At 40.2% G+C, this 21742-nt stretch carries 23 protein-coding genes; 19 read left to right on the forward strand and 4 right to left on the reverse strand.

Features of this window, described 5'->3' with window-relative positions; translation table 11 throughout:
* Positions 1-94: IS3 family transposase (locus QM818_RS07905; RefSeq protein ID WP_414261305.1), on the forward strand; the 94-nt coding region annotated here is incomplete at its 5' end.
* 53 nt (positions 95-147) lie between these two features.
* Here QM818_RS07905 and QM818_RS07910 read toward each other — a convergent pair.
* The gene (locus QM818_RS07910; RefSeq protein ID WP_084926913.1) at positions 148-1488 is read right to left on the reverse strand and encodes a sodium-dependent transporter; all 1341 of its coding nucleotides are present in this window, start codon (positions 1486-1488) and stop codon (positions 148-150) included.
* Between the two features lie 340 nt (positions 1489-1828).
* Between QM818_RS07910 and QM818_RS07915 the strand changes: the two genes are divergently transcribed.
* Positions 1829-2569 (forward strand): MerR family transcriptional regulator, encoded by a 741-nt coding sequence (locus QM818_RS07915; protein ID WP_414300135.1) that lies wholly within the window; start codon positions 1829-1831, stop codon positions 2567-2569.
* Positions 2570-2610: 41 nt separating this feature from the next.
* Here the strand turns inward: QM818_RS07915 and QM818_RS07920 are convergent, their stop codons facing one another.
* The 3 genes from QM818_RS07920 to QM818_RS07930 are packed head-to-tail and all read right to left on the reverse strand — an operon-like array spanning position 2611 to position 5257.
* A complete protein-coding gene (locus QM818_RS07920) occupies positions 2611-3132 on the reverse strand; it encodes a DUF1697 domain-containing protein (RefSeq protein ID WP_000400044.1) in 522 nt (173 codons plus the stop codon).
* 48 nt (positions 3133-3180) lie between these two features.
* Positions 3181-4353 (reverse strand): aminoacetone oxidase, encoded by a 1173-nt coding sequence (aao, locus tag QM818_RS07925; protein WP_414300136.1) that lies wholly within the window; start codon positions 4351-4353, stop codon positions 3181-3183.
* A gap of 58 nt (positions 4354-4411) precedes the next feature.
* On the reverse strand, positions 4412-5257 hold the full coding sequence (locus QM818_RS07930; protein ID WP_414300137.1) for a DegV family protein: 846 nt from the start codon (positions 5255-5257) through the stop codon (positions 4412-4414).
* 124 nt (positions 5258-5381) lie between these two features.
* Here QM818_RS07930 and QM818_RS07935 point away from each other — a divergent pair, with 124 nt between their 5' ends.
* From QM818_RS07935 to QM818_RS08015, 17 genes are all read left to right on the forward strand, one after another.
* Complete coding sequence (locus QM818_RS07935; RefSeq protein ID WP_000004136.1) at positions 5382-5939, forward strand: TetR/AcrR family transcriptional regulator; 558 nt, start codon at positions 5382-5384, stop codon at positions 5937-5939.
* An 18-nt stretch (positions 5940-5957) separates the two neighbouring features.
* On the forward strand, positions 5958-6425 hold the full coding sequence (locus QM818_RS07940) for a deoxycytidylate deaminase (protein ID WP_000136976.1): 468 nt from the start codon (positions 5958-5960) through the stop codon (positions 6423-6425).
* 89 nt (positions 6426-6514) lie between these two features.
* A complete protein-coding gene (gene upp / locus QM818_RS07945; RefSeq protein ID WP_000515974.1) occupies positions 6515-7144 on the forward strand; it encodes a uracil phosphoribosyltransferase in 630 nt (209 codons plus the stop codon).
* A 173-nt stretch (positions 7145-7317) separates the two neighbouring features.
* Positions 7318-7908, forward strand: coding sequence for an ATP-dependent Clp protease proteolytic subunit ClpP (clpP, locus tag QM818_RS07950; RefSeq protein ID WP_000613475.1), 591 nt, complete (start codon positions 7318-7320; stop codon positions 7906-7908).
* A gap of 78 nt (positions 7909-7986) precedes the next feature.
* Positions 7987-8274 carry a YlbG family protein gene (locus tag QM818_RS07955; RefSeq protein WP_000462118.1) on the forward strand — a complete coding sequence of 96 codons (288 nt, stop codon included), beginning with the start codon at positions 7987-7989 and terminating at the stop codon, positions 8272-8274.
* 67 nt (positions 8275-8341) lie between these two features.
* Complete coding sequence (locus QM818_RS07960) at positions 8342-9502, forward strand: ABC transporter substrate-binding protein (protein WP_000726121.1); 1161 nt, start codon at positions 8342-8344, stop codon at positions 9500-9502.
* 220 nt (positions 9503-9722) lie between these two features.
* Complete coding sequence (locus QM818_RS07965; RefSeq protein ID WP_000941427.1) at positions 9723-10592, forward strand: branched-chain amino acid ABC transporter permease; 870 nt, start codon at positions 9723-9725, stop codon at positions 10590-10592.
* A gap of 3 nt (positions 10593-10595) precedes the next feature.
* The gene (locus QM818_RS07970) at positions 10596-11552 is read left to right on the forward strand and encodes a branched-chain amino acid ABC transporter permease (protein ID WP_314433705.1); all 957 of its coding nucleotides are present in this window, start codon (positions 10596-10598) and stop codon (positions 11550-11552) included.
* On the forward strand, positions 11552-12316 hold the full coding sequence (locus QM818_RS07975; protein ID WP_001185997.1) for an ABC transporter ATP-binding protein: 765 nt from the start codon (positions 11552-11554) through the stop codon (positions 12314-12316). The genes QM818_RS07970 and QM818_RS07975 overlap by 1 nt, the downstream gene beginning before the upstream one ends.
* Entirely contained in the window at positions 12316-13026 is a 711-nt protein-coding gene (locus QM818_RS07980) for an ABC transporter ATP-binding protein (protein ID WP_000062200.1), read from the forward strand. Before QM818_RS07975 ends, QM818_RS07980 begins: the two co-directional genes overlap by 1 nt.
* A 358-nt stretch (positions 13027-13384) precedes the next feature.
* The gene (locus tag QM818_RS07985) at positions 13385-14041 is read left to right on the forward strand and encodes a CBS domain-containing protein (RefSeq protein WP_261080831.1); all 657 of its coding nucleotides are present in this window, start codon (positions 13385-13387) and stop codon (positions 14039-14041) included.
* A gap of 108 nt (positions 14042-14149) precedes the next feature.
* A protein-coding gene (prfB, locus tag QM818_RS07990) for a peptide chain release factor 2 (RefSeq protein ID WP_100198837.1) occupies positions 14150-15245 on the forward strand; the annotation gives its coding sequence in 2 pieces (ribosomal slippage) (positions 14150-14221 and positions 14223-15245; 1095 coding nt in all).
* A gap of 17 nt (positions 15246-15262) precedes the next feature.
* Positions 15263-15955 carry a cell division ATP-binding protein FtsE gene (ftsE, locus tag QM818_RS07995; protein WP_033685219.1) on the forward strand — a complete coding sequence of 231 codons (693 nt, stop codon included), beginning with the start codon at positions 15263-15265 and terminating at the stop codon, positions 15953-15955.
* Positions 15948-16874: a permease-like cell division protein FtsX gene (gene ftsX, locus QM818_RS08000; RefSeq protein ID WP_000625545.1), complete on the forward strand. Its 927-nt coding sequence runs from the start codon at positions 15948-15950 to the stop codon at positions 16872-16874. Before ftsE ends, ftsX begins: the two co-directional genes overlap by 8 nt.
* Positions 16875-17053: 179 nt before the next feature.
* On the forward strand, positions 17054-19234 hold the full coding sequence (locus tag QM818_RS08005; RefSeq protein ID WP_000974069.1) for a PTS transporter subunit IIBC: 2181 nt from the start codon (positions 17054-17056) through the stop codon (positions 19232-19234).
* A 51-nt stretch (positions 19235-19285) separates the two neighbouring features.
* The gene (locus QM818_RS08010; RefSeq protein ID WP_261080830.1) at positions 19286-20101 is read left to right on the forward strand and encodes an endonuclease/exonuclease/phosphatase family protein; all 816 of its coding nucleotides are present in this window, start codon (positions 19286-19288) and stop codon (positions 20099-20101) included.
* 139 nt (positions 20102-20240) lie between these two features.
* Positions 20241-21584 carry a DEAD/DEAH box helicase gene (locus QM818_RS08015; protein WP_261080829.1) on the forward strand — a complete coding sequence of 448 codons (1344 nt, stop codon included), beginning with the start codon at positions 20241-20243 and terminating at the stop codon, positions 21582-21584.
* The last annotated feature ends 158 nt before the right edge of the window (positions 21585-21742 follow it).

Here is a 21742-nt window from a genome sequence, read left to right on the forward strand (position 1 = left end):
TGTAGACTATATTGATTACTACAACAATAAACGAATTAAGGTAAAACTAAAAGGACTTAGCCCTGTACAATACAGAACTAAATCCTTTGCTTAAATTAATTGTCTAACTTTTTGGGGTCAGTACATCATTACTCAAGTCCTTTTTGATTACATAAATTGGGCGATAAAGACCACGATGATGATGATAGGAATGATAAAACGAAGAAGGAAGAGCCAGACCTGGAAAAGTCCCTGTTTACATGCTCGTTCATCAAGGTGTAGTTCCTCCATGGCAAGAGCCTTCTTAAAAATATAGCCTGTAAAGAGTGAAAGGCAGAGAGCACCAAATGGCATGAGGAGATTAGAAACCAAGAAGTCCATAGCATCAAAGAAGGTCTTCCCAAAGATATGAACATCCGCCATAACACCGTAAGATAGGGCTGAAGGAATTCCAAAGACAAAGGTCAAGATTCCTAAAATAGCACTCCATTTAGCACGCTTACTGTTGTCCTGATTGGTGATATTACCCACATTGATTTCCAGCATAACAACGGAAGAAGTGACCGTCGCAAAGAGGAAGAGCAGGAGGAAGAGGATGTAGAAAATGGTTCCAAAAGGCATCTTGTCAAAGAGCTGAGGCAAGACGATAAATAGCAAGCTTGGTCCCCCTTCAGACTGGATATTGAAGGCTGACATGGCTGGGAAAATGGCTAGACCTGCCATGATGGATACCGAGATATTCATGGCTACGATGGAAATCCCTGACTGAACCAGATTGGTTTTCTTATCCAAGTAAGAAGCATAGGTCAGCATGGCTGTAACCCCTAGTGAGAGGGCAAAGAAAGATTGTCCCAGAGCATATAGGAGACCAGCACTGGTCAGCTTAGAGAAGTCTGGTTTTAGGAAGTAAAGAACCCCTTCCATGGCATTTGGCAAACTGAGAGAACGACCGATGATGACGACAAAGATGATAAAGAGCAGGGGCATCATGACTTTCGAAGCTCTTTCAATCCCTTTTTGAACCCCACGTGATACAATGAAGATATTCAATAGGATAAAGGCTGCTTGAGCTCCTAGGGCAATGGCTGGATTTGAAATGATTGAAGTAAATAACTGAGCATAATCCCCCGTTCCGCTAAGTTGGAACAATTTTCCAAACTCAATGCCTAGATAGACTAAAATCCATCCTCCAATAACACTGTAGAAAGATAAGAGGATAAAGAGGGCGAAGGCACCAATCCAACCGATAAAGTTGTACTTGCTATTCTTGCCGAGTTTTCCAAAGGTTTTGATTGCTGAGACACCAGCACTTCGGCCGAGAGCAAATTCAGCCAGCAAAAGGGGGAAACCAATTAAAATAGTGGAAATGAGAAAGACAAGTAAAAAGCCTCCTCCACCATTAGCAGCAGTCATGTAGGGGAATTTCCAAACGGCACCAAGTCCGATGGCTGAACCAGCAGATGCTAGGATAAAGCCCAGTTTAGAACCCCATTGCGATTTTTCAGACATAGTTAAACTCCTAAAATTAGTATTACAAAAGAAAAAGCTACTGCCCTTGGCAAATAGCCTCATCAGTACTCAAAATGAGCCTTTCTTTTGATTGATAGACTTGACTATCCTATCATGTTTTCTAAGGTCTGTCAAGAAAACCATTTTCATGTTATGATAAAGTAAAAAATTTCGCAAAAACGCTTGACTCTGACCTAGGGGGAGGGGTTATACTATCAATGTAATACTCTTCGAAAATCAAATTCAAACCACGTCAGCGTCGCCTTACCGTACTCAAGTACAGCCTGCGGCTAGCTTCCTAGTTTGCTCTTTGATTTTCATTGAGTATAAGGAGGAAATCATGTACCATATAAAAGAAGCTGCCCAGCTTTCGGGTGTCTCTGTCAAGACCCTGCATCACTACGACAAGATAGGGCTCTTGGTTCCTTTAAAGTCGGAAAACGGCTATCGAACCTACAGTCAGGAGGATTTGGAACGCCTTCAGGTTATTCTTTATTACAAATACCTAGGTTTTTCTTTGGAAAAAATAGCAGAGCTATTAAAGGAAGATAAATCAGATTTATTGCCTCACTTGACTAGACAGTTGGACTATTTGACTCGAGAAAGGCAACATCTGGATACCTTGATTTCCACCTTGCAAAAAACCATTCAAGAACAAAAAGGAGAAAGAGAAATGAGCATTCAAGAGAAATTCGCAGGATTTAACTATCAAGACCATCAAAAATACCACCAAGAGGCGGTAGAGAAGTATGGACAAGATGTGATGGACCAAGCGCTCGAGCGCCAAAAAGGTCACGAAGACGAAGCTACGGCTGCCTTCAATCAAGTCTTTCGAGCCTTGGCACAAAATCTTCAAGCTGGTTTGCCTGCAACAGCAACTGAAAACCAAGAGCAAGCAGCCAAGCTCTTGCAAGCCATCCGTACTTATGGATTTGATTGTACTATTGAAGTATTCGGTTATATCGGTAAAGGCTACGTTTATAACCCAGAGTTTAAGGAAAACATTGACAAATTTGGACATGGAACAGCCCAGTACACATCAGATGTGATTGCTCATTATGTCCAAACTCAGACAAAATAAAATCGGAGGAGTATTCTTCCGATTTTTACTAAATTCAAGCACTATTTGCTTAATAATTTTTCTACCACATTTAGTTTTCGCATGGTCAAATCTACATTAAAAAGCTTTTCAAGATAGTTGGTATGGAGTTTCTTTTGTTTAGCAGTTCTAGGGAGATAGAGGTAAAGACAATGGTTACCGATACAAATTTCTTCTTCACCGTAATCAATTTTCAATTTTTCTAAAGGGAGACTTTGAATAGATTCTTGATAAAAAATCACATGTATACGGTCATAAAGATAGTGTTCTCCAAACGGGTTTTCTTGGACAATTTTTTTAAAATCACTTTTGTTCTTGATAACCATTTTTAAGTCGGCCCCAATTTTTTCCTTTATCAGAGTATGAACACATTCTCGTATTTCTTCTAAATCTAAATCACTTTCAAGAATGATATTCCCACTTTGAATATAGGTTCGAACGTGTTGAAAACCAGCTTCTGTTAAAATATCTACCAAATAAGACATTTTCGGGATAGCATTTTTTCCATTAGGAGTAACACCCCTTAACAAGATAATATGTTCCAAAGGACTTCCTTTCTTTTGGGGCTGATTTAGCCATTAAATAATTCAGATTTAGATTGGGTTTGATCCCGCCACCCAGCCGGTACAAAGGGCAGAAGTGATGTTAAAGCCACCTGTGTGGGCATTGATATCCATGACCTCGCCAGCAAAGTGGAGGCCAGGGACCAGCTTACTTTCTAGAGTTTTAGGATTGATTTCCTTGAGACTGACGCCACCCCTGGTAACAAATGACTTGGCGAGGGACATTTTACCAGTGACAGGAATTTTAAGTCCTTTGATGGACTGGAGAAGTTGTTCACGTTCCTTTTCAGTCAGTTGTTTGACTTTTTCAGGATAGCCTTGCACAAAAAATTCTGCCAAGCGCTCAGGTAATAAAGATTTTAAAGCATTTTTCAAGGATTTTTCCCGATTTTCTTCTAGAAATGTAGCCAAGTCCTTCTCAGAAAGTTGAGGCAAAACATCCAGTGAGAGAAGCTCCCCACCCTTGACAAAACTAGACATACGCAGGGCAGCAGGGCCAGACAAACCAAAGTGGGTAAAGAGCAGATCATGAGTGATGACATGCTTGCCATAACTTAGGGTCACATCGTCCAGAGAAATTCCTTGAAGCGCCTTATGTGGAAAATCTGTTAACAAAGGACTTTCAGCGGCTTCAAGTTCGGTAATGGTATGTTTGAAATGACGAGCAATCTCGTGACCAAAACCAGTCGAGCCAGTAGAAGGATAGGATTTCCCACCAGTTGTGACAATGAGTTTATCACAAGTGAAGCTTTGGTCAGCTGATTTAAGGATAAACTGGTCGTCTATCTTTTTAACCGAAACAATCTCGGTTTGAGTAGCAACTTGACCACCTAGCTCAGTGATTTTCTTTTCTAAGGCTTCGATAATTGTCCGAGACTTATCACTAGCCGGAAAGACGCGCCCGTGGTCTTCGACCTTGAGTTTAACACCATTTTCCGTAAAAAAGTTAATGATATCATGGTTATCAAATTGGGAGAAGACACTGTAAAGAAAGCGCCCATTTCCAGGGATTCCAGCTAGTAGGTCATCTAGAGTTCCGTTGTTGGTTACATTGCAACGTCCCCCACCAGTCCCAGCTAATTTTTTTCCAAGTTTCCGATTTTTTTCGATGAGAAGGGTTTTCTGTCCATAAAAGCTACTGGAAATAGTAGCCATCATTCCAGCAGGTCCTCCACCGATGACGATAGTATCAAAATGTTTCATAGCTCTATTGTACCACAAAAAAACAAGAGATGATGGTCACCTCTTGTCAAGAATGCAATTAATCAATTTCATACCCCATCAGCAAACCACCCTCTTCTGCATAGAAACTGCAGAGGCCAGAGGTTGGGAGAATTTTGATATTCGCATGTGGGAAGGTTTCACGGATTCGCTCTGAGAGCTGTTGACAACATTTTTCGTTATTGCGTTGGGCCATGACAATACGGCCACCAGCATATCCAGCTTTAATGATTTCATCATAGGCAGCTTGAACTGATTTCTTTGGACCTCGTGCTTTTTGTAGCAATTCAAGGGTTCCTGTTTCACTAGCTTCTCCGACCATACGGATATTGAGAAGGCCAACGACTGTACCGATAAGTTTGCTCAAACGGCCGTTCTTCACCAAGTTATCGACTTTGGCTAGGACAAAGAGCAACTTGGTTTTTTCTTGATAGGCGGTGATAGCTTCAACCACTTCTTCAAAAGATAAGCCCTGGTCAATCAAGTCATTCAATTTTTCTACGAGCAAGTCAACTTCACCGCCAGCAGACAAACTATCAATTACATGAATTTTAGTGTCAGGATGATCTTCCAGATAAATATTCTTAGCTAGTTGAGCACTATTGTGACTGCCAGAAAGAGTACCAGTTATGGTTACTAGGAAAATGTTTTTGGCTCCTTCAAATGCTCGCAAATAATCATCTGGGCTTGGACAAGCTGATTTTGAAGCTTCTGCAGTTGCATACATGGTTTCCATCATTTGGTCAATGTCAAGACTGGCATCATCAACAAAGACCTGATCAGCTACTTGAATGGTTAAGGGCACACTTACAAAGGTCGTGTCAATAGCTGGTCTTGCCAGCTGACGATAATCACAACCAGAGTCAGCAATAATCTTCCAAGTCATAGAAATTCTCCATCTTTGTCAGTTATACATTGACAAAGGTTCTGTCTTTTTTTACAATTATATCATGAAAGCCCTTGAAACAAAAGCCTCATCCGTCTGTTGTGACAAGTAGAAAGAAAATGTTATGTCTGAACGTAGAATCTCTGAAAAGTCTCTTGAAAATCTCAGAAAATCAAACCAAGAATCCAATTTATTAACTAGAGAAGCCATCGAAACAGCCCTCTTGCAACTCTTGGAAAAAAAGGACCTGACCAAGATTAGTATTTCTGAATTGGTCAAACGTGCAGGCGTTTCTCGTGCGGCCTTTTATCGCAATTATGATTCCAAAGAGGAGATTTTAGAAAGCGTATTTAAACGAACTGTCCACAATATTATGGAACAGTTGCATCATTATGATTTAAAGACAGACCTTTATCTGGTCTGGGTTCACCTTTTCCGAGAGGCAAGAAAGGAAGCCAGAGTGATTCAACTGGCCTTGGATTACCATCTGGAAAAAATCTTTGTCCAAGCCATGCAGGAATTTCTAGAAAAATACCATGGGAAATCAAAAGGTGTCAGCTCTTATCTTCATTCCTTTTGGAGCTCGGCCATCGTCTCTGTCCTCCTAAAATGGATCAAGGATGGCATGAAGGTACCTGCTGAAAAGATTGCGGATTTACGGTTACCATTTTTTAAAAAATAGAGAAAAAGGAGAAGAGATATGACTGAAAAAAGACTGGCCTGGGATGAGTATTTTGCAGCCCAAGCTCTACTAATTGCCAATCGTTCCACTTGTAAACGTGCCAAAGTGGGCGCGATTCTGGTAAAAGATAATAAGGTTATTTCCACTGGTTACAATGGTTCGGTGTCAGGAACCGAGCATTGTATTGATCACGAATGTCTGGTCATCGAAGGCCACTGTGTTCGCACCCTTCACGCTGAGGTTAATGCTATCCTTCAAGGTGCAGAACGTGGTGTTCCTAAAGGCTTTACAGCCTATGTGACCCATTTTCCTTGTCTCAACTGTACAAAACAATTGCTGCAGGTCGGCTGCAAGCGCGTGGTTTATATCAACCAGTACCGAATGGACGACTACGCCCAATACCTCTATCAAGAAAAAGGAACAGAATTGACCCATTTACCACTTGAGACAGTACAGACAGCTCTTAAAGAGGCTGATTTAATGTGAAAAATTATCAAAAATAAATGGTTTAGAAAGATTTTTAAACCGTTTTTTGGTATAATAAGAAGAATAAATTGAAAGAAGGAATTCCAAAAATGGGAAAAATTGAAGTTATTAATCATCCACTGATTCAACACAAATTGTCAATCTTGCGTCGTACAGATACTTCTACAAAAGCTTTTCGTGAGCTAGTAGATGAGATTGCAATGTTGATGGGGTATGAAGTACTTCGTGATCTTCCACTAGAAGATGTAGAAATCGAAACACCAATCACAAAAACAGTTCAAAAACAATTGGCAGGTAAGAAATTGGCTATCGTTCCAATCTTGCGTGCAGGTATCGGGATGGTGGATGGACTTTTGAGCTTGGTTCCAGCTGCTAAAGTTGGCCACATCGGTATGTACCGTGATGAAGAAACGCTTCAACCAGTTGAGTACTTGGTGAAATTGCCTGAAGATATTGACCAACGTCAAATTTTTGTCGTAGACCCAATGTTGGCAACAGGTGGCTCAGCAATCTTAGCTGTTGATTCTCTTAAAAAACGTGGCGCGTCAAATATCAAATTTGTCTGCCTTGTATCTGCTCCAGAAGGTGTAAAAGCCCTTCAAGAAGCTCATCCAGATGTAGAAATCTTTACAGCAGCCTTGGATGAACGCTTGAACGAACACGGTTATATCGTTCCAGGTCTTGGGGATGCTGGGGACCGCTTGTTCGGTACGAAATAAAATCGAAAAGAAGAATGAATTGGAAAAGAAGCTCCAGTCACGAAAGGAGGTTGAATTTTTGTTTCTGTCTGATGAAAACAGAGCAAAAATTTGACCTTTTTTGACCAAGATATTATAATAGTCTTATCTTCAGTCATTTGACCAACAAAATTAAAACTCAAAAGGAGAAATAAATGATTCCTGTAGTTATTGAACAAACAAGCCGTGGAGAACGTTCTTACGATATTTACTCACGTCTTCTCAAAGACCGCATCATTATGCTGACAGGCCCAGTTGAAGACAATATGGCCAACTCTGTTATTGCCCAGTTGCTTTTCTTGGATGCCCAAGATAGTACAAAGGATATTTACCTTTATGTCAATACACCTGGTGGTTCCGTTTCAGCTGGTTTGGCAATCGTTGATACCATGAACTTTATCAAGGCAGATGTCCAAACCATTGTTATGGGAATGGCAGCATCTATGGGGACGGTCATTGCATCAAGTGGAGCAAAAGGCAAACGTTTCATGCTTCCAAATGCAGAGTATATGATCCACCAACCAATGGGTGGTACAGGTGGAGGTACTCAGCAAACCGATATGGCGATCGCTGCAGAACACTTGCTTAAAACTCGTAATACCTTGGAAAAAATCTTGGCTGAAAATTCAGGTCAGTCAATCGAAAAAGTTCACGCAGATGCAGAACGCGATAACTGGATGAGTGCCCAAGAAACACTTGAATATGGCTTTATTGATGAAATCATGGCCAACAATTCATTGAATTAATGATCAAAGAAGGCAAACTCGACTGGGTTTGCTTTTTTTGGTATAATAGGGAGAGATTTCTTAGAAAGAGGATTTATCATGTTTGAAAAAGTCAATCGATCTGGCTTGATTATCTATCTTTACTATAATCGTGATGCCAAAAAATTGCAGGATTATGGAGATATTACCTATCATTCCAAGAAACATCGTTACTTACAACTCTATGTTCCAACTCAAGAAATGGAGCAATTGGTCGGGCGCTTGGGCAAGGAAAAGTTTATAAAAAAAGTCAGGGTTTGTCATATCCAAGAGCTGGAAACACCCTTTGTGGGCAATCTTCATCGAGAGGAAAACGTTATCATCGAAAAAGTTCAAGAAAAGTGTTGACAATTTTCTGATAATTCGGTATATTCTTAACATGCTATTTATTTAAGAAATAAGGAGACAAAAAAAGATGAAGAAAAAATTTGCCCTATCGTTTGTGGCGCTTGCAAGTGTAGCACTTCTTGCAGCCTGTGGAGAAGTGAAGTCTGGAGCGTCAAACGCTGCTGGTAACTCAGTAGAGGAAAAGACAATCAAAATTGGATTTAACTTCGAAGAAACTGGTGCCGTAGCTGCCTACGGAACATCTGAACAAAAAGGTGCCCAACTTGCCGTTGATGAAATCAATGCAGCAGGTGGTATCGACGGAAAACAAATCGAAGTAGTTGATAAAGATAATAAATCTGAAACTGCTGAGGCGGCTTCAGTAACAACTAACCTAGTAACCCAATCTAAGGTATCAGCAATCGTAGGACCTGCGACATCTGGTGCAACTGCAGCTGCTGTAGCTAACGCTACAAAAGCAGGTGTTCCATTGATTTCGCCAAGTGCGACTCAAGATGGATTGACTAAAGGTCAAGATTACCTCTTTATCGGAACATTCCAAGATAGCTTCCAAGGAAAAATTATCTCAAACTATGTTACTGAAAAATTAAACGCTAAGAAAGTTGTTCTTTACACTGACAATGCCAGCGACTATGCTAAAGGTATTGCTAAAGCCTTCCGTGAAGCTTACAAAGGTGAAATCGTTGCAGATGAAACTTTCGTAGCAGGTGACACAGACTTTCAAGCAGCCCTTACAAAAATGAAAGGGAAAGACTTTGATGCTATCATCGTCCCTGGTTACTACACTGAAGCTGGTAAAATTGTAAACCAAGCGCGTGGTATGGGAATTGATAAACCAATCGTTGGTGGTGATGGATTCAACGGTGAAGAGTTTGTACAACAAGCAACTGCTGAAAAAGCATCAAACATCTACTTTATCTCAGGCTTCTCAACTACTGTAGAAGTTTCAGCTAAAGCAAAAGCTTTCCTTGATGCTTACCGTGCTAAGTACAACGAAGAGCCTTCAACATTTGCAGCCTTGGCTTATGACTCAGTTCACCTTGTAGCAAACGCAGCAAAAGGTGCTAAAAACTCAGGTGAAATCAAGGATAACCTTGCTAAAACAAAAGATTTTGAAGGTGTAACTGGTCAAACAAGCTTCGATGCAGACCACAACACAGTCAAAACTGCTTACATGATGACCATGAACAATGGTAAGGTTGAAGCAGCAGAAGTTGTAAAACCATAATAGAAAATGTTGAAATAGGGAATGAGCCTTTGACTCACTCCCTGTTTCGATGTTTAATACTCTTCAAAAATCAAATTCAAACTGCGTCAACGTCGCCTTGCCGTACTCAAGTACAGCCTGTGGCTAGTTTCCTAGTTTGCTCTTTGATTTTTATTGAGTATAAGAACTTATAAAAAGTGAGGGAAAACCCTCGAAATTATAAATAGAAAGAGTGAATCTTATGCTCCAACAACTAGTAAATGGTTTGATTCTAGGTAGTGTTTATGCGCTGTTAGCCCTAGGATATACCATGGTTTACGGAATTATCAAGCTCATCAACTTCGCCCACGGTGATATTTATATGATGGGAGCCTTTATCGGTTATTTCTTGATTAATTCTTTCCAAATGAATTTCTTTGTAGCTCTTATTGTAGCTATGTTAGCGACAGCCATTCTTGGTGTCGTGATTGAGTTCCTTGCTTACCGACCTTTGCGTCACTCTACTCGTATTGCTGTTTTGATTACAGCTATTGGGGTTTCTTTCCTATTGGAATATGGGATGGTCTATCTGGTTGGTGCTAATACCCGTGCCTTCCCTCAAGCGATTCAAACAGTTCGCTATGATTTGGGACCAGTTAGCCTAACAAACGTGCAGTTAATGATCTTGGCCATTTCCTTGATTTTGATGATTTTGTTACAAGTCATTGTCCAAAAAACGAAGATGGGGAAAGCCATGCGTGCAGTATCAGTAGATAGCGATGCGGCGCAATTGATGGGGATCAATGTAAACCGTACTATCAGCTTTACCTTCGCTTTGGGTTCTGCTCTTGCGGGTGCGGCTGGTGTTCTGATTGCCCTCTATTATAACTCTCTTGAGCCTTTGATGGGGGTTACTCCAGGTCTTAAGTCTTTCGTTGCCGCAGTACTTGGTGGTATTGGAATTATTCCTGGTGCGGCTCTTGGTGGTTTTGTGATTGGTCTATTGGAAACCTTTGCGACAGCCTTTGGGATGTCAGACTTCCGTGATGCCATTGTTTATGGAATCTTGTTGTTGATCTTGATTGTCCGCCCAGCTGGTATCCTTGGTAAAAATGTGAAAGAGAAGGTGTAAACGATGAAGGAAAATTTAAAAGTTAATATTCTATGGTTACTCCTTTTGTTAGCTGGCTATGGCTTGATTAGTGTATTGGTTTCAGTCGGAGTACTCAATCTATTCTATGTACAGATTTTACAACAAATTGGAATTAATATTATTCTAGCTGTGGGTCTTAACCTAATCGTTGGTTTTTCAGGACAATTTTCACTTGGGCATGCTGGTTTCATGGCGATTGGTGCTTATGCCGCTGCTATTATTGGATCTAAATCACCAACCTACGGTGCCTTCTTTGGAGCTATGATTTTAGGTGCTTTGCTTTCAGGAGCAGTTGCCTTGCTTGTCGGAATTCCAACCCTGCGCTTGAAGGGTGACTACTTAGCTGTTGCTACACTAGGTGTTTCTGAAATTATCCGTATCTTTATCATCAATGGTGGAAGCCTTACAAACGGTGCGGCAGGTATCTTGGGGATTCCAAACTTTACAACTTGGCAAATGGTATACTTCTTTGTCGTGATTACAACCATTGCAACCTTGAACTTCTTGCGTAGTCCAATTGGTCGTTCAACCCTTTCTGTTCGTGAGGATGAAATCGCTGCTGAGTCAGTTGGGGTTAATACGACTAAAATTAAAATCATCGCCTTTGTCTTTGGTGCCATTACTGCAAGTATTGCAGGGTCACTTCAGGCAGGATTTATCGGTTCAGTTGTACCGAAAGATTACACTTTCATCAACTCAATCAATGTTTTGATTATTGTTGTATTTGGTGGACTTGGTTCCATTACAGGTGCAATCGTTTCAGCTATTGTTCTGGGAATTTTGAATATGCTTCTCCAAGATGTTGCTAGCGTGCGTATGATTATCTACGCTTTGGCTTTGGTATTGGTAATGATTTTCAGACCAGGCGGACTTCTTGGAACATGGGAATTGAGCCTATCACGTTTCTTTAAAAAATCTAAGAAGGAGGAACAAAACTAATGGCATTACTTGAAGTAAAACAGTTAACCAAACATTTTGGCGGTCTAACAGCTGTTGGAGATGTGACTCTTGAATTGAACGAAGGGGAATTGGTTGGACTAATCGGTCCAAACGGAGCTGGGAAAACCACCCTTTTCAACCTCTTGACGGGTGTTTATGAACCAAGTGAGGGAACAGTAACCCTAGATGGTCACCTTTTGAATGGAAAGTCACCTTATAAGATTGCTTCTTTGGGACTTGGACGTACATTCCAAAATATCCGTCTCTTTAAAGATTTAACAGTTTTGGATAATGTTTTGATTGCTTTTGGCAACCATCACAAACAACATGTTTTTGCTAGTTTCTTACGCTTACCAGCTTTTTATAAGAGTGAAAAAGAATTAAAGGCTAAGGCTTTGGAATTGTTGAAAATCTTTGATTTAGATGGTGATGCAGAAACTCTTGCTAAAAATCTTGCCTACGGACAACAACGTCGTTTGGAAATTGTTCGTGCTCTCGCTACGGAACCTAAAATTCTCTTTTTAGATGAACCAGCAGCAGGTATGAACCCACAGGAAACAGCCGAATTGACTGAGTTAATTCGTCGTATCAAAGATGAATTTAAGATTACGATCATGCTGATTGAACACGATATGAATCTGGTCATGGAAGTGACAGAACGTATCTACGTACTTGAATATGGTCGTTTGATTGCTCAGGGAACTCCAGACGAAATTAAGACCAATAAACGCGTTATCGAAGCTTATCTAGGAGGTGAAGCCTAATGTCTATGTTAAAAGTTGATAATCTTTCTGTGCATTACGGTATGATCCAAGCAGTCCGTGATGTAAGCTTTGAAGTAAATGAAGGAGAGGTTGTTTCCCTTATCGGTGCCAATGGTGCAGGTAAGACAACCATTCTCCGTACCTTGTCTGGTTTGGTTAGACCGAGTTCAGGAAAGATTGAATTTTTAGGTCAAGAAATCCAAAAAATGCCAGCTCAAAAAATCGTGGCAGGTGGTCTTTCACAAGTTCCAGAAGGACGCCACGTCTTTCCTGGCTTGACTGTTATGGAAAATCTTGAAATGGGAGCTTTCTTAAAGAAAAACCGTGAAGAAAATCAAGCCAACTTGAAGAAAGTTTTCTCACGCTTTCCTCGTCTTGAAGAACGGAAGAACCAAGATGCAGCTACTCTTTCAGGGGGAGAACAGCAAATGCTTGCCATGGGACGCGCCCTCATGTCAACACCAAAACTTCTTCTTTTAGATGAACCATCAATGGGACTTGCCCCAATCTTTATCCAAGAGATTTTTGATATCATTCAAGACATCCAGAAACAAGGAACAACCGTCCTCTTGATTGAACAAAATGCCAATAAAGCACTCGCAATCTCTGACCGAGGCTATGTATTGGAAACAGGGAAAATCGTTCTATCAGGAACAGGAAAAGAACTCGCTTCATCAGAAGAAGTCAGAAAAGCATATCTAGGTGGCTAAAAAGGTCCGGGGGACCTTTTTAGTCGGCGGATGAAGATTGCGAAGCAATTATCAAATCCACTGGATTGTTTTAGTCGGTGGATGAGGATTACGAAGTAATCATCATTATAGTCCAGGGGACCTTTTTAGTTGACAGATATAGATTGTAAAGCAATCTTTATCTACATTAAAAGGTTAATTTCTAATAATTGAAAAAATCGAATGAAATGTATCTTACCTTCATTCAGAGAGCTCTATTTCAGAGCTCTTTTTGCTAGCTTATTCATACTTTTCTGAATTTTGAAAAAGAAATGTAAGCGTTTGATAGATTTACAAAAAGATTGTATAATAGGGATAAGAATAGAAAAGGAGAAGTCTCATGGCAGTTAAAGATTTTATGACCCGCAAGGTAGTTTATATTAGTCCGGATACAACAGTATCTCATGCAGCAGATTTGATGAGAGAGCAAGGGTTGCACCGCTTGCCTGTTATCGAAAATGATCAATTAGTTGGTTTGGTAACTGAAGGAACCATTGCGCAAGCTAGTCCATCCAAAGCAACAAGTCTTTCTATCTATGAGATGAACTATCTTCTGAATAAGACAAAAGTAAAAGATGCTATGATTCGTGATGTTGTCACTGTTTCAGGATATGCTAGTCTAGAAGATGCAACTTATTTGATGTTGAAAAACAAGATTGGTATTCTTCCTGTCGTAGATAATCATCAAGTATACGGAGTTATTACGGACCGTGACGTTTTCCAAGCCTTTCTTGAAATTGCAGGTTATGGCGAAGAAGGGATTCGCGTACGCTTTGTTACGGAAAATGAAGTTGGTGTTCTTGGAAAAATTGTTTCTTTGATTGTAGAAGAAAATTTGAATATCTCGCATACAGTCAATATTCCGCGTAAGGATGGTAAGGTGATTATAGAAGTTCAAATCGATGGATCAATTGATTTACCAGCCTTGAAAGAAAAATTTGAATCAGAGAATATTCAAGTAGAAGAAATCACTCGTACTTCAGCAAAAGTCTTGTAAGAAGGGAAGCCGAAAGGCTTCTTTTTACGTGCAATAAGGGATTAGAGCAAAAGATGGAAAGAAATGATAGATTATGGTATAATAAAATGATACAAAAAAGGAGTATTTATGGACATTTCAGAAATTCGTCAGAAAATTGACGCAAATCGTGAAAAATTAGCTTCTTTCAGGGGGTCTCTTTGACCTCGAAGGTTTAGAGGAAGAGATTGCTATCTTGGAAAACAAGATGACAGAACCTGATTTTTGGAACGATAATATCGCGGCCCAAAAAACGTCGCAAGAATTAAATGAATTAAAAAACACTTACAATACTTTCCATAAGATGGAAGAGTTGCAGGATGAAGTTGAAATTTTATTAGACTTTTTAGCTGAAGATGAGTCGGTACATGAAGAATTGGTTGAACAGTTGTCAGAACTTGATAAGATGATGACCAGTTACGAGATGACCTTGCTCTTGTCAGAACCTTATGACCATAATAATGCCATCTTGGAAATCCATCCAGGATCCGGTGGTACTGAGGCTCAGGACTGGGGTGATATGTTGCTTCGTATGTACACTCGCTATGGAAATGCTAAAGGCTTTAAAGTGGAAGTATTGGATTACCAAGCAGGAGATGAAGCTGGTATCAAGTCAGTAACCTTATCATTTGAAGGACCTAATGCCTATGGTCTTCTCAAGTCAGAAATGGGGGTACACCGTTTGGTGCGAATTTCACCATTTGACTCTGCTAAACGTCGCCATACCTCTTTCACATCTGTAGAAGTGATGCCAGAGTTGGATGATACCATTGAAGTGGAAATCCGTGAAGATGATATCAAGATGGACACCTTCCGTTCAGGTGGTGCTGGTGGACAAAACGTCAATAAGGTTTCAACAGGTGTACGTTTAACACACATTCCAACTGGGACTGTTGTCCAGTCAACGGTCGATCGTACCCAGTATGGAAATAGAGATCGTGCCATGAAGATGTTGCAGGCTAAGCTCTATCAAATGGAGCAAGAAAAGAAAGCAGCGGAAGTTGATTCCCTCAAGGGTGAGAAAAAGGAAATCACATGGGGAAGCCAAATCCGTTCATATGTTTTTACGCCATATACTATGGTAAAAGATCACCGAACTAGCTTTGAAGTTGCACAAGTAGATAAGGTTATGGATGGAGACCTAGATGGTTTTATTGATGCCTATCTCAAGTGGAGAATCAGCTAAGATAGAAAGGAGCTCATATGTCAATCATTGAAATGAGAGATGTTGTCAAAAAGTATGATAACGGAACGACAGCTTTGCGAGGTGTCTCAGTCACTGTTGAACCCGGGGAATTTGCCTATATCGTAGGTCCGTCAGGAGCTGGGAAATCAACCTTTATTCGTTCTTTGTACCGAGAAGTAAAAATCGAAAAAGGAAGCTTATCTGTTGCTGGTTTTAATCTGGTTAAAATTAAAAAGAAAGATGTTCCTCTCCTACGTCGTAGTGTTGGGGTTGTCTTCCAAGATTATAAACTGTTACCAAAGAAAACCGTTTATGAAAATATTGCTTATGCAATGGAGGTAATTGGAGAAAGTCGCCGTAATATCAAAAAACGTGTTATGGAAGTCTTAGACTTGGTTGGATTGAAGCATAAGGTTCGTTCTTTCCCAAATGAACTTTCAGGGGGAGAACAGCAACGGATTGCAATTGCACGTGCCATTGTAAACAATCCAAAAGTATTGATTGCGGACGAACCAACAGGAAACTTGGACCCAGATAATTCATGGGAAATTATGAACTTGCTGGAACGCATCAATCTCCAAGGTACAACTGTCTTGATGGCTACCCACAACAGTCAGATTGTAAATACCTTGCGCCACCGTGTCATTGCCATTGAAAATGGCCGTGTCGTTCGTGACGAAGCTAAAGGAGAATATGGATACGATGATTAGTAGATTTTTTCGTCATTTATTTGAATCGTTAAAAAGTTTGAAACGAAATGGCTGGATGACAGTAGCTGCTGTTAGTTCAGTTATGATTACTTTGACCTTGGTTGCAATATTTGCATCTGTTATCTTTAATACGGCTAAACTAGCTACAGATATTGAAAATAATGTTCGAGTAATGGTATACATTCGTAAGGACGTAGCTGATAATAGTGAGACCATTGAAAAAGAAGGTCAAACTGTTACAAATAACGACTACCATAAGGTATATGATGCTTTGAAAGGTATGTCAACCGTTAAAAGTGTTACGTTTTCAAGTAAAGAAGAACAATATGAAAAGTTGACAGAAACAATGGGGGACAACTGGAAAATCTTTGAGGGCGATGCCAATCCACTCTATGATGCATATATCGTTGATACAAATACACCAAGTGATGTAAAGACGGTAGCAGAAGAGGCTAAGAAAATCGAAGGTGTATCAGAAGTTCAAGATGGTGGTGCTAATACAGAACGCTTGTTTAAGTTAGCTTCATTTATTCGTGTCTGGGGACTAGTTATCGCTGGATTATTGATTTTCATTGCGGTGTTCTTGATTTCTAATACGATTCGTATCACCATTATTTCACGAAGCCGTGAAATTCAAATCATGCGTTTAGTAGGTGCTAAGAACGGCTATATCCGTGGACCTTTCTTGCTTGAAGGTGCCTTCATTGGTTTGCTTGGAGCAACTCTTCCGTCAGTTCTGGTATTTATTGTCTATAAAATGGTTTACCAATCGGTTAATAAGTCATTGGTTGGCCAGAACCTTTCAATGATATCACCAGAGGTATTCAGTCCATTGATGATTGCCTTATTATTTGTGATTGGAATTTTTATCGGTTCAATCGGATCAGGAATTTCTATGCGCCGATTCCTGAAAATCTAAAATAGAAGTATATTTGAGGAGATTTTGATATCTCCTTTTTTACTACAAAAATTTTAGAAAAAAGTCTACTTTTTTTTATAAAAGCCTTTACAAAAAAAATTAAAGTGGTATAATTGAATTATAGAAAGTGCAAACGTTTTCGTAAAACGTTTGCCTAAATAAAAATAAAGGAGATTTGAATGATGAAAGATACATTCAAAAATGTCTTGTCTTTCGAATTTTGGCAAAAATTCGGTAAGGCTTTGATGGTGGTTATCGCCGTTATGCCGGCTGCTGGTTTGATGATTTCAATCGGTAAGTCTATCGTGATGATTAACCCAACCTTTGCACCACTTGTAATCACAGGTGGAATTCTTGAGCAAATCGGTTGGGGGGTTATCGGTAACCTTCACATTTTGTTTGCCCTAGCCATTGGAGGTAGCTGGGCTAAAGAACGTGCTGGTGGTGCTTTCGCCGCTGGTCTTGCCTTCATCTTGATTAACCGTATTACTGGTACAATCTTTGGTGTATCAGGTGATATGTTGAAAAATCCAGATGCTATGGTAACTACTCTATTCGGTGGTTCAATCAAAGTTGCTGATTACTTTATCAGTGTTCTTGAAGCTCCAGCCTTGAACATGGGTGTATTCGTAGGGATTATCTCAGGTTTTGTAGGGGCAACTGCTTACAACAAATACTACAATTTCCGTAAACTTCCTGATGCACTTTCATTCTTCAACGGGAAACGTTTCGTACCATTTGTAGTTATTCTTCGTTCAGCAATCGCTGCAATTCTACTTGCTGCATTCTGGCCAGTAGTTCAAACAGGTATCAATAGCTTTGGTATCTGGATTGCTAACTCACAAGAAACTGCTCCAATCCTTGCACCATTCTTGTATGGTACTTTGGAACGTTTGCTCTTGCCATTTGGTCTTCACCACATGTTGACAATCCCAATGAACTATACAGCTCTTGGTGGTACTTATGAGATTTTGACAGGTGCAGCTAAAGGTACTCAAGTATTTGGTCAAGACCCACTATGGCTTGCATGGGTAACAGACCTTGTTAACCTTAAAGGTACAGATGCAAGTCATTACCAACAATTGTTAGATACTGTTCACCCAGCTCGTTTCAAAGTTGGACAAATGATCGGTTCATTCGGTATCTTGATGGGTGTGATTGTAGCTATCTACCGTAATGTTGATGCTGATAAGAAACACAAATACAAAGGTATGATGATTGCGACAGCTCTTGCAACATTCTTGACAGGGGTTACTGAACCAATCGAATACATGTTCATGTTTGTAGCAACACCTATGTATCTTGTTTACTCACTTGTTCAAGGTGCTGCCTTTGCTATGGCTGACGTCGTAAACCTACGTATGCACTCATTCGGTTCAATCGAGTTCTTGACTCGTACACCTATTGCAATCAGTGCTGGTATCGGTATGGATATCATTAACTTCATTTGGGTAACTGTTCTCTTTGCTGTAATCATGTACTTTATCGCAAACTTCATGATTCAAAAATTCAACTACGCAACTCCAGGACGTAACGGAAACTACGAAACTGCTGAAGGTTCAGAAGAAGCTAGCAGCGAAGTGAAAGTTGCAGCTGGTTCTCAAGCTGTAAACATTATCAACCTTCTTGGTGGACGTGCAAACATCGTTGATGTAGACGCATGTATGACTCGTCTTCGTGTAACTGTAAAAGACGCTGACAAAGTCGGTGATGCAGAACAATGGAAAGCAGAAGGAGCTATGGGTCTTGTCATGAAAGGACAAGGAGTTCAAGCTATCTACGGTCCAAAAGCAGACGTATTGAAATCTGATATCCAAGATATCCTTGATTCAGGTGAAGTTATTCCTGAAACTCTTCCAAGTCAAATGACAGAAGCACAACAAAACACAGTTCACTATAAAGGTCTTACTGAGGAAGTATACTCAGTAGCTGATGGTCAAGTTGTTGCTTTGGAACAAGTAAAAGATCCAGTATTTGCTCAAAAAATGATGGGTGACGGATTTGCTGTTGAACCTGCAAATGGAAACATTGTATCTCCAGTTTCAGGTACTGTATCAAGCATCTTCCCAACAAAACATGCTCTTGGTCTTGTGACTGAACCAGGTCTTGAAGTATTGGTTCACATTGGTTTGGACACAGTAAGTCTTGAAGGTAAACCATTTACAGTTCATGTTGCTGAAGGACAAAAAGTTGCAGCAGGTGATCTCCTTGTTACAGCTGACTTGGATGCTATCCGTGCAGCAGGACGTGAAACTTCAACAGTAGTTGTCTTCACAAATGGTGATGCAATTAAATCAGTTAAATTAGAAAAAACAGGTTCTCTTGCAGCTAAAACAGCAGTTGCTAAAGTAGAATTGTAATATACTTGAGGTTGGAAGCTGTATTCCAACCTCTTATTTTGGGAGAAAAGAATGAAATTTTTAACACTCAATACTCACAGTTGGATGGAGAAAGAAGCAGAGGAAAAATTCCAGATTTTGCTTGAGGATATTCTTGAAAAGGACTATGATTTGATTTGTTTCCAAGAAATCAATCAGGAGATCACTTCGCCAGAGGTGGAGGTTAATGACCTTTATCAAGCTTTGCCAGCAGCTGAGCCTATTCACCAAGATCACTATGTTAAACTTTTGGTTGAAAAGTTGTCTGAGCAAGGGAAAAATTACTACTGGACTTGGGCCTATAACCATATCGGTTATGATCGCTACCACGAAGGTGTGGCTATCTTGTCTAAAACACCTATTGAAGCCAGAGAAATTTTAGTTTCAGATGTGGATGATCCAACAGACTATCATACTCGTCGTGTTGCCTTGGCTGAAACTGTAGTTGATGGTAAGGAGCTTGCAGTTGCAAGTGTCCACCTTTCTTGGTGGGATAAAGGTTTCCAAGAAGAATGGACACGATTTGAGGCTGTCTTGAAAGAATTGAACAAGCCGCTTTTGCTAGCTGGAGATTTCAACAATCCGGCTGGACAGGAAGGTTACCAAGCTATTTTAGCTAGTCCATTAGGCTTACAAGACGCATTTGAAGTTGCTCAAGAGAAAAGTGGTAGCTATACTGTTCCACCAGAAATTGATGGCTGGAAGGGGAACACAGAACCCCTTCGAATCGACTATGTTTTTACTACCAAGGAGTTAGAGGTAGAAAATTTACATGTCGTATTTGATGGTAATAAGAGTCCACAGGTCAGTGACCACTATGGCTTGAATGCTATTTTAAACTGGAAATAATAATTGAAAAGAGGTTGGGATTCTCAATTCCAGCCTTTTTCTGACTAGAAAAGCTACTGCAAGTAAGCTCTATAAGTGAGACTACTGAAATGAAATAAAATATGGTATAATTGATAAGATAGATAGAATCGAGGATATTATGTCATTTACGAAATTTCAATTTAAAAACTATATTAGAGAAGCCTTGGAGGAGTTGAAATTTAAAGCTCCTACAGAGGTTCAAGATAAGTTGATTCCCATTGTCTTAGCAGGCCGAGATTTGGTTGGAGAATCAAAAACAGGTTCAGGTAAGACTCACACTTTTCTATTACCGATTTTCCAGCAATTAGATGAGGCTAGCGACAGTGTACAAGCAGTCATTACTGCACCGAGCCGTGAATTAGCTACTCAAATTTACCAAGCAGCCCGTCAGATTGCTACTCACTCAGATGTCGAAGTTCGTGTGGTTAATTATGTGGGTGGTACGGATAAGGCTCGCCAGATTGAGAAATTGGCAAGCAATCAGCCTCATATTGTTATTGGAACACCAGGCCGCATCTATGACTTGGTTAAATCTGGTGATTTAGCTATTCATAAAGCCAAGACATTTGTGGTTGATGAGGCAGATATGACCTTGGATATGGGATTCTTGGAAACTGTTGATAAGATTGCTGGAAGCCTTCCAAAAGATCTGCAATTCATGGTCTTCTCAGCGACTATTCCACAAAAACTGCAACCATTCTTGAAAAAATACTTATCAAATCCTGTTATGGAGAAAATCAAGACCAAAACGGTCATTTCTGATACCATTGATAATTGGTTGATTTCGACCAAGGGCCGAGATAAGAATGCTCAAATTTACCAGTTGACTCAGTTGATGCAACCGTATTTGGCAATGATTTTTGTTAACACTAAAACGCGTGCTGATGAATTGCATTCATATCTGACTGCTCAAGGCTTGAAGGTGGCAAAAATCCATGGGGATATTGCCCCTCGTGAGCGCAAACGTATCATGAACCAGGTGAAAAATCTGGATTTTGAGTATATTGTCGCAACAGATTTGGCAGCGCGTGGAATTGACATTGAAGGTGTCAGCCATGTCATCAATGATGCCATTCCGCAAGATTTGTCCTTCTTTGTTCACCGTGTTGGTCGTACTGGACGCAATGGCCTACCAGGTACAGCTATTACCCTTTACCAGCCAAGTGATGACTCGGATATCCGTGAGTTGGAGAAATTGGGAATCAAGTTTACTCCTAAGATGGTCAAAGACGGGGAATTTCAAGATACTTATGACCGTGATCGTCGTGCCAACCGTGAGAAAAAACAAGATAAACTTGATATCGAAATGATTGGTTTGGTTAAAAAGAAAAAGAAAAAAGTCAAACCAGGTTATAAGAAGAAAATTCAATGGGCGGTTGATGAAAAACGCCGCAAAACCAAGCGTGCTGAAAATCGTGCTCGCGGTCGTGCAGAGCGTAAAGCAAAACGCCAAACATTTTAATAGAAAAAGTTGGAGTACTGAGCTCCAACTTTTTTTATTATGTGACTATTAGTCCGTCTCGCTCCGTTAGGTGCGAGACAAAAAAACCACCCGCTATGCGGGTGCGCGTCGAAGGTTATACCAAAAAAACTCCGAACGCGATACAATAAAGGTGTTCA

It is taken from the genome of Streptococcus mitis (genome assembly GCF_047464035.1).
Classification (GTDB): domain Bacteria; phylum Bacillota; class Bacilli; order Lactobacillales; family Streptococcaceae; genus Streptococcus; species Streptococcus mitis_DX.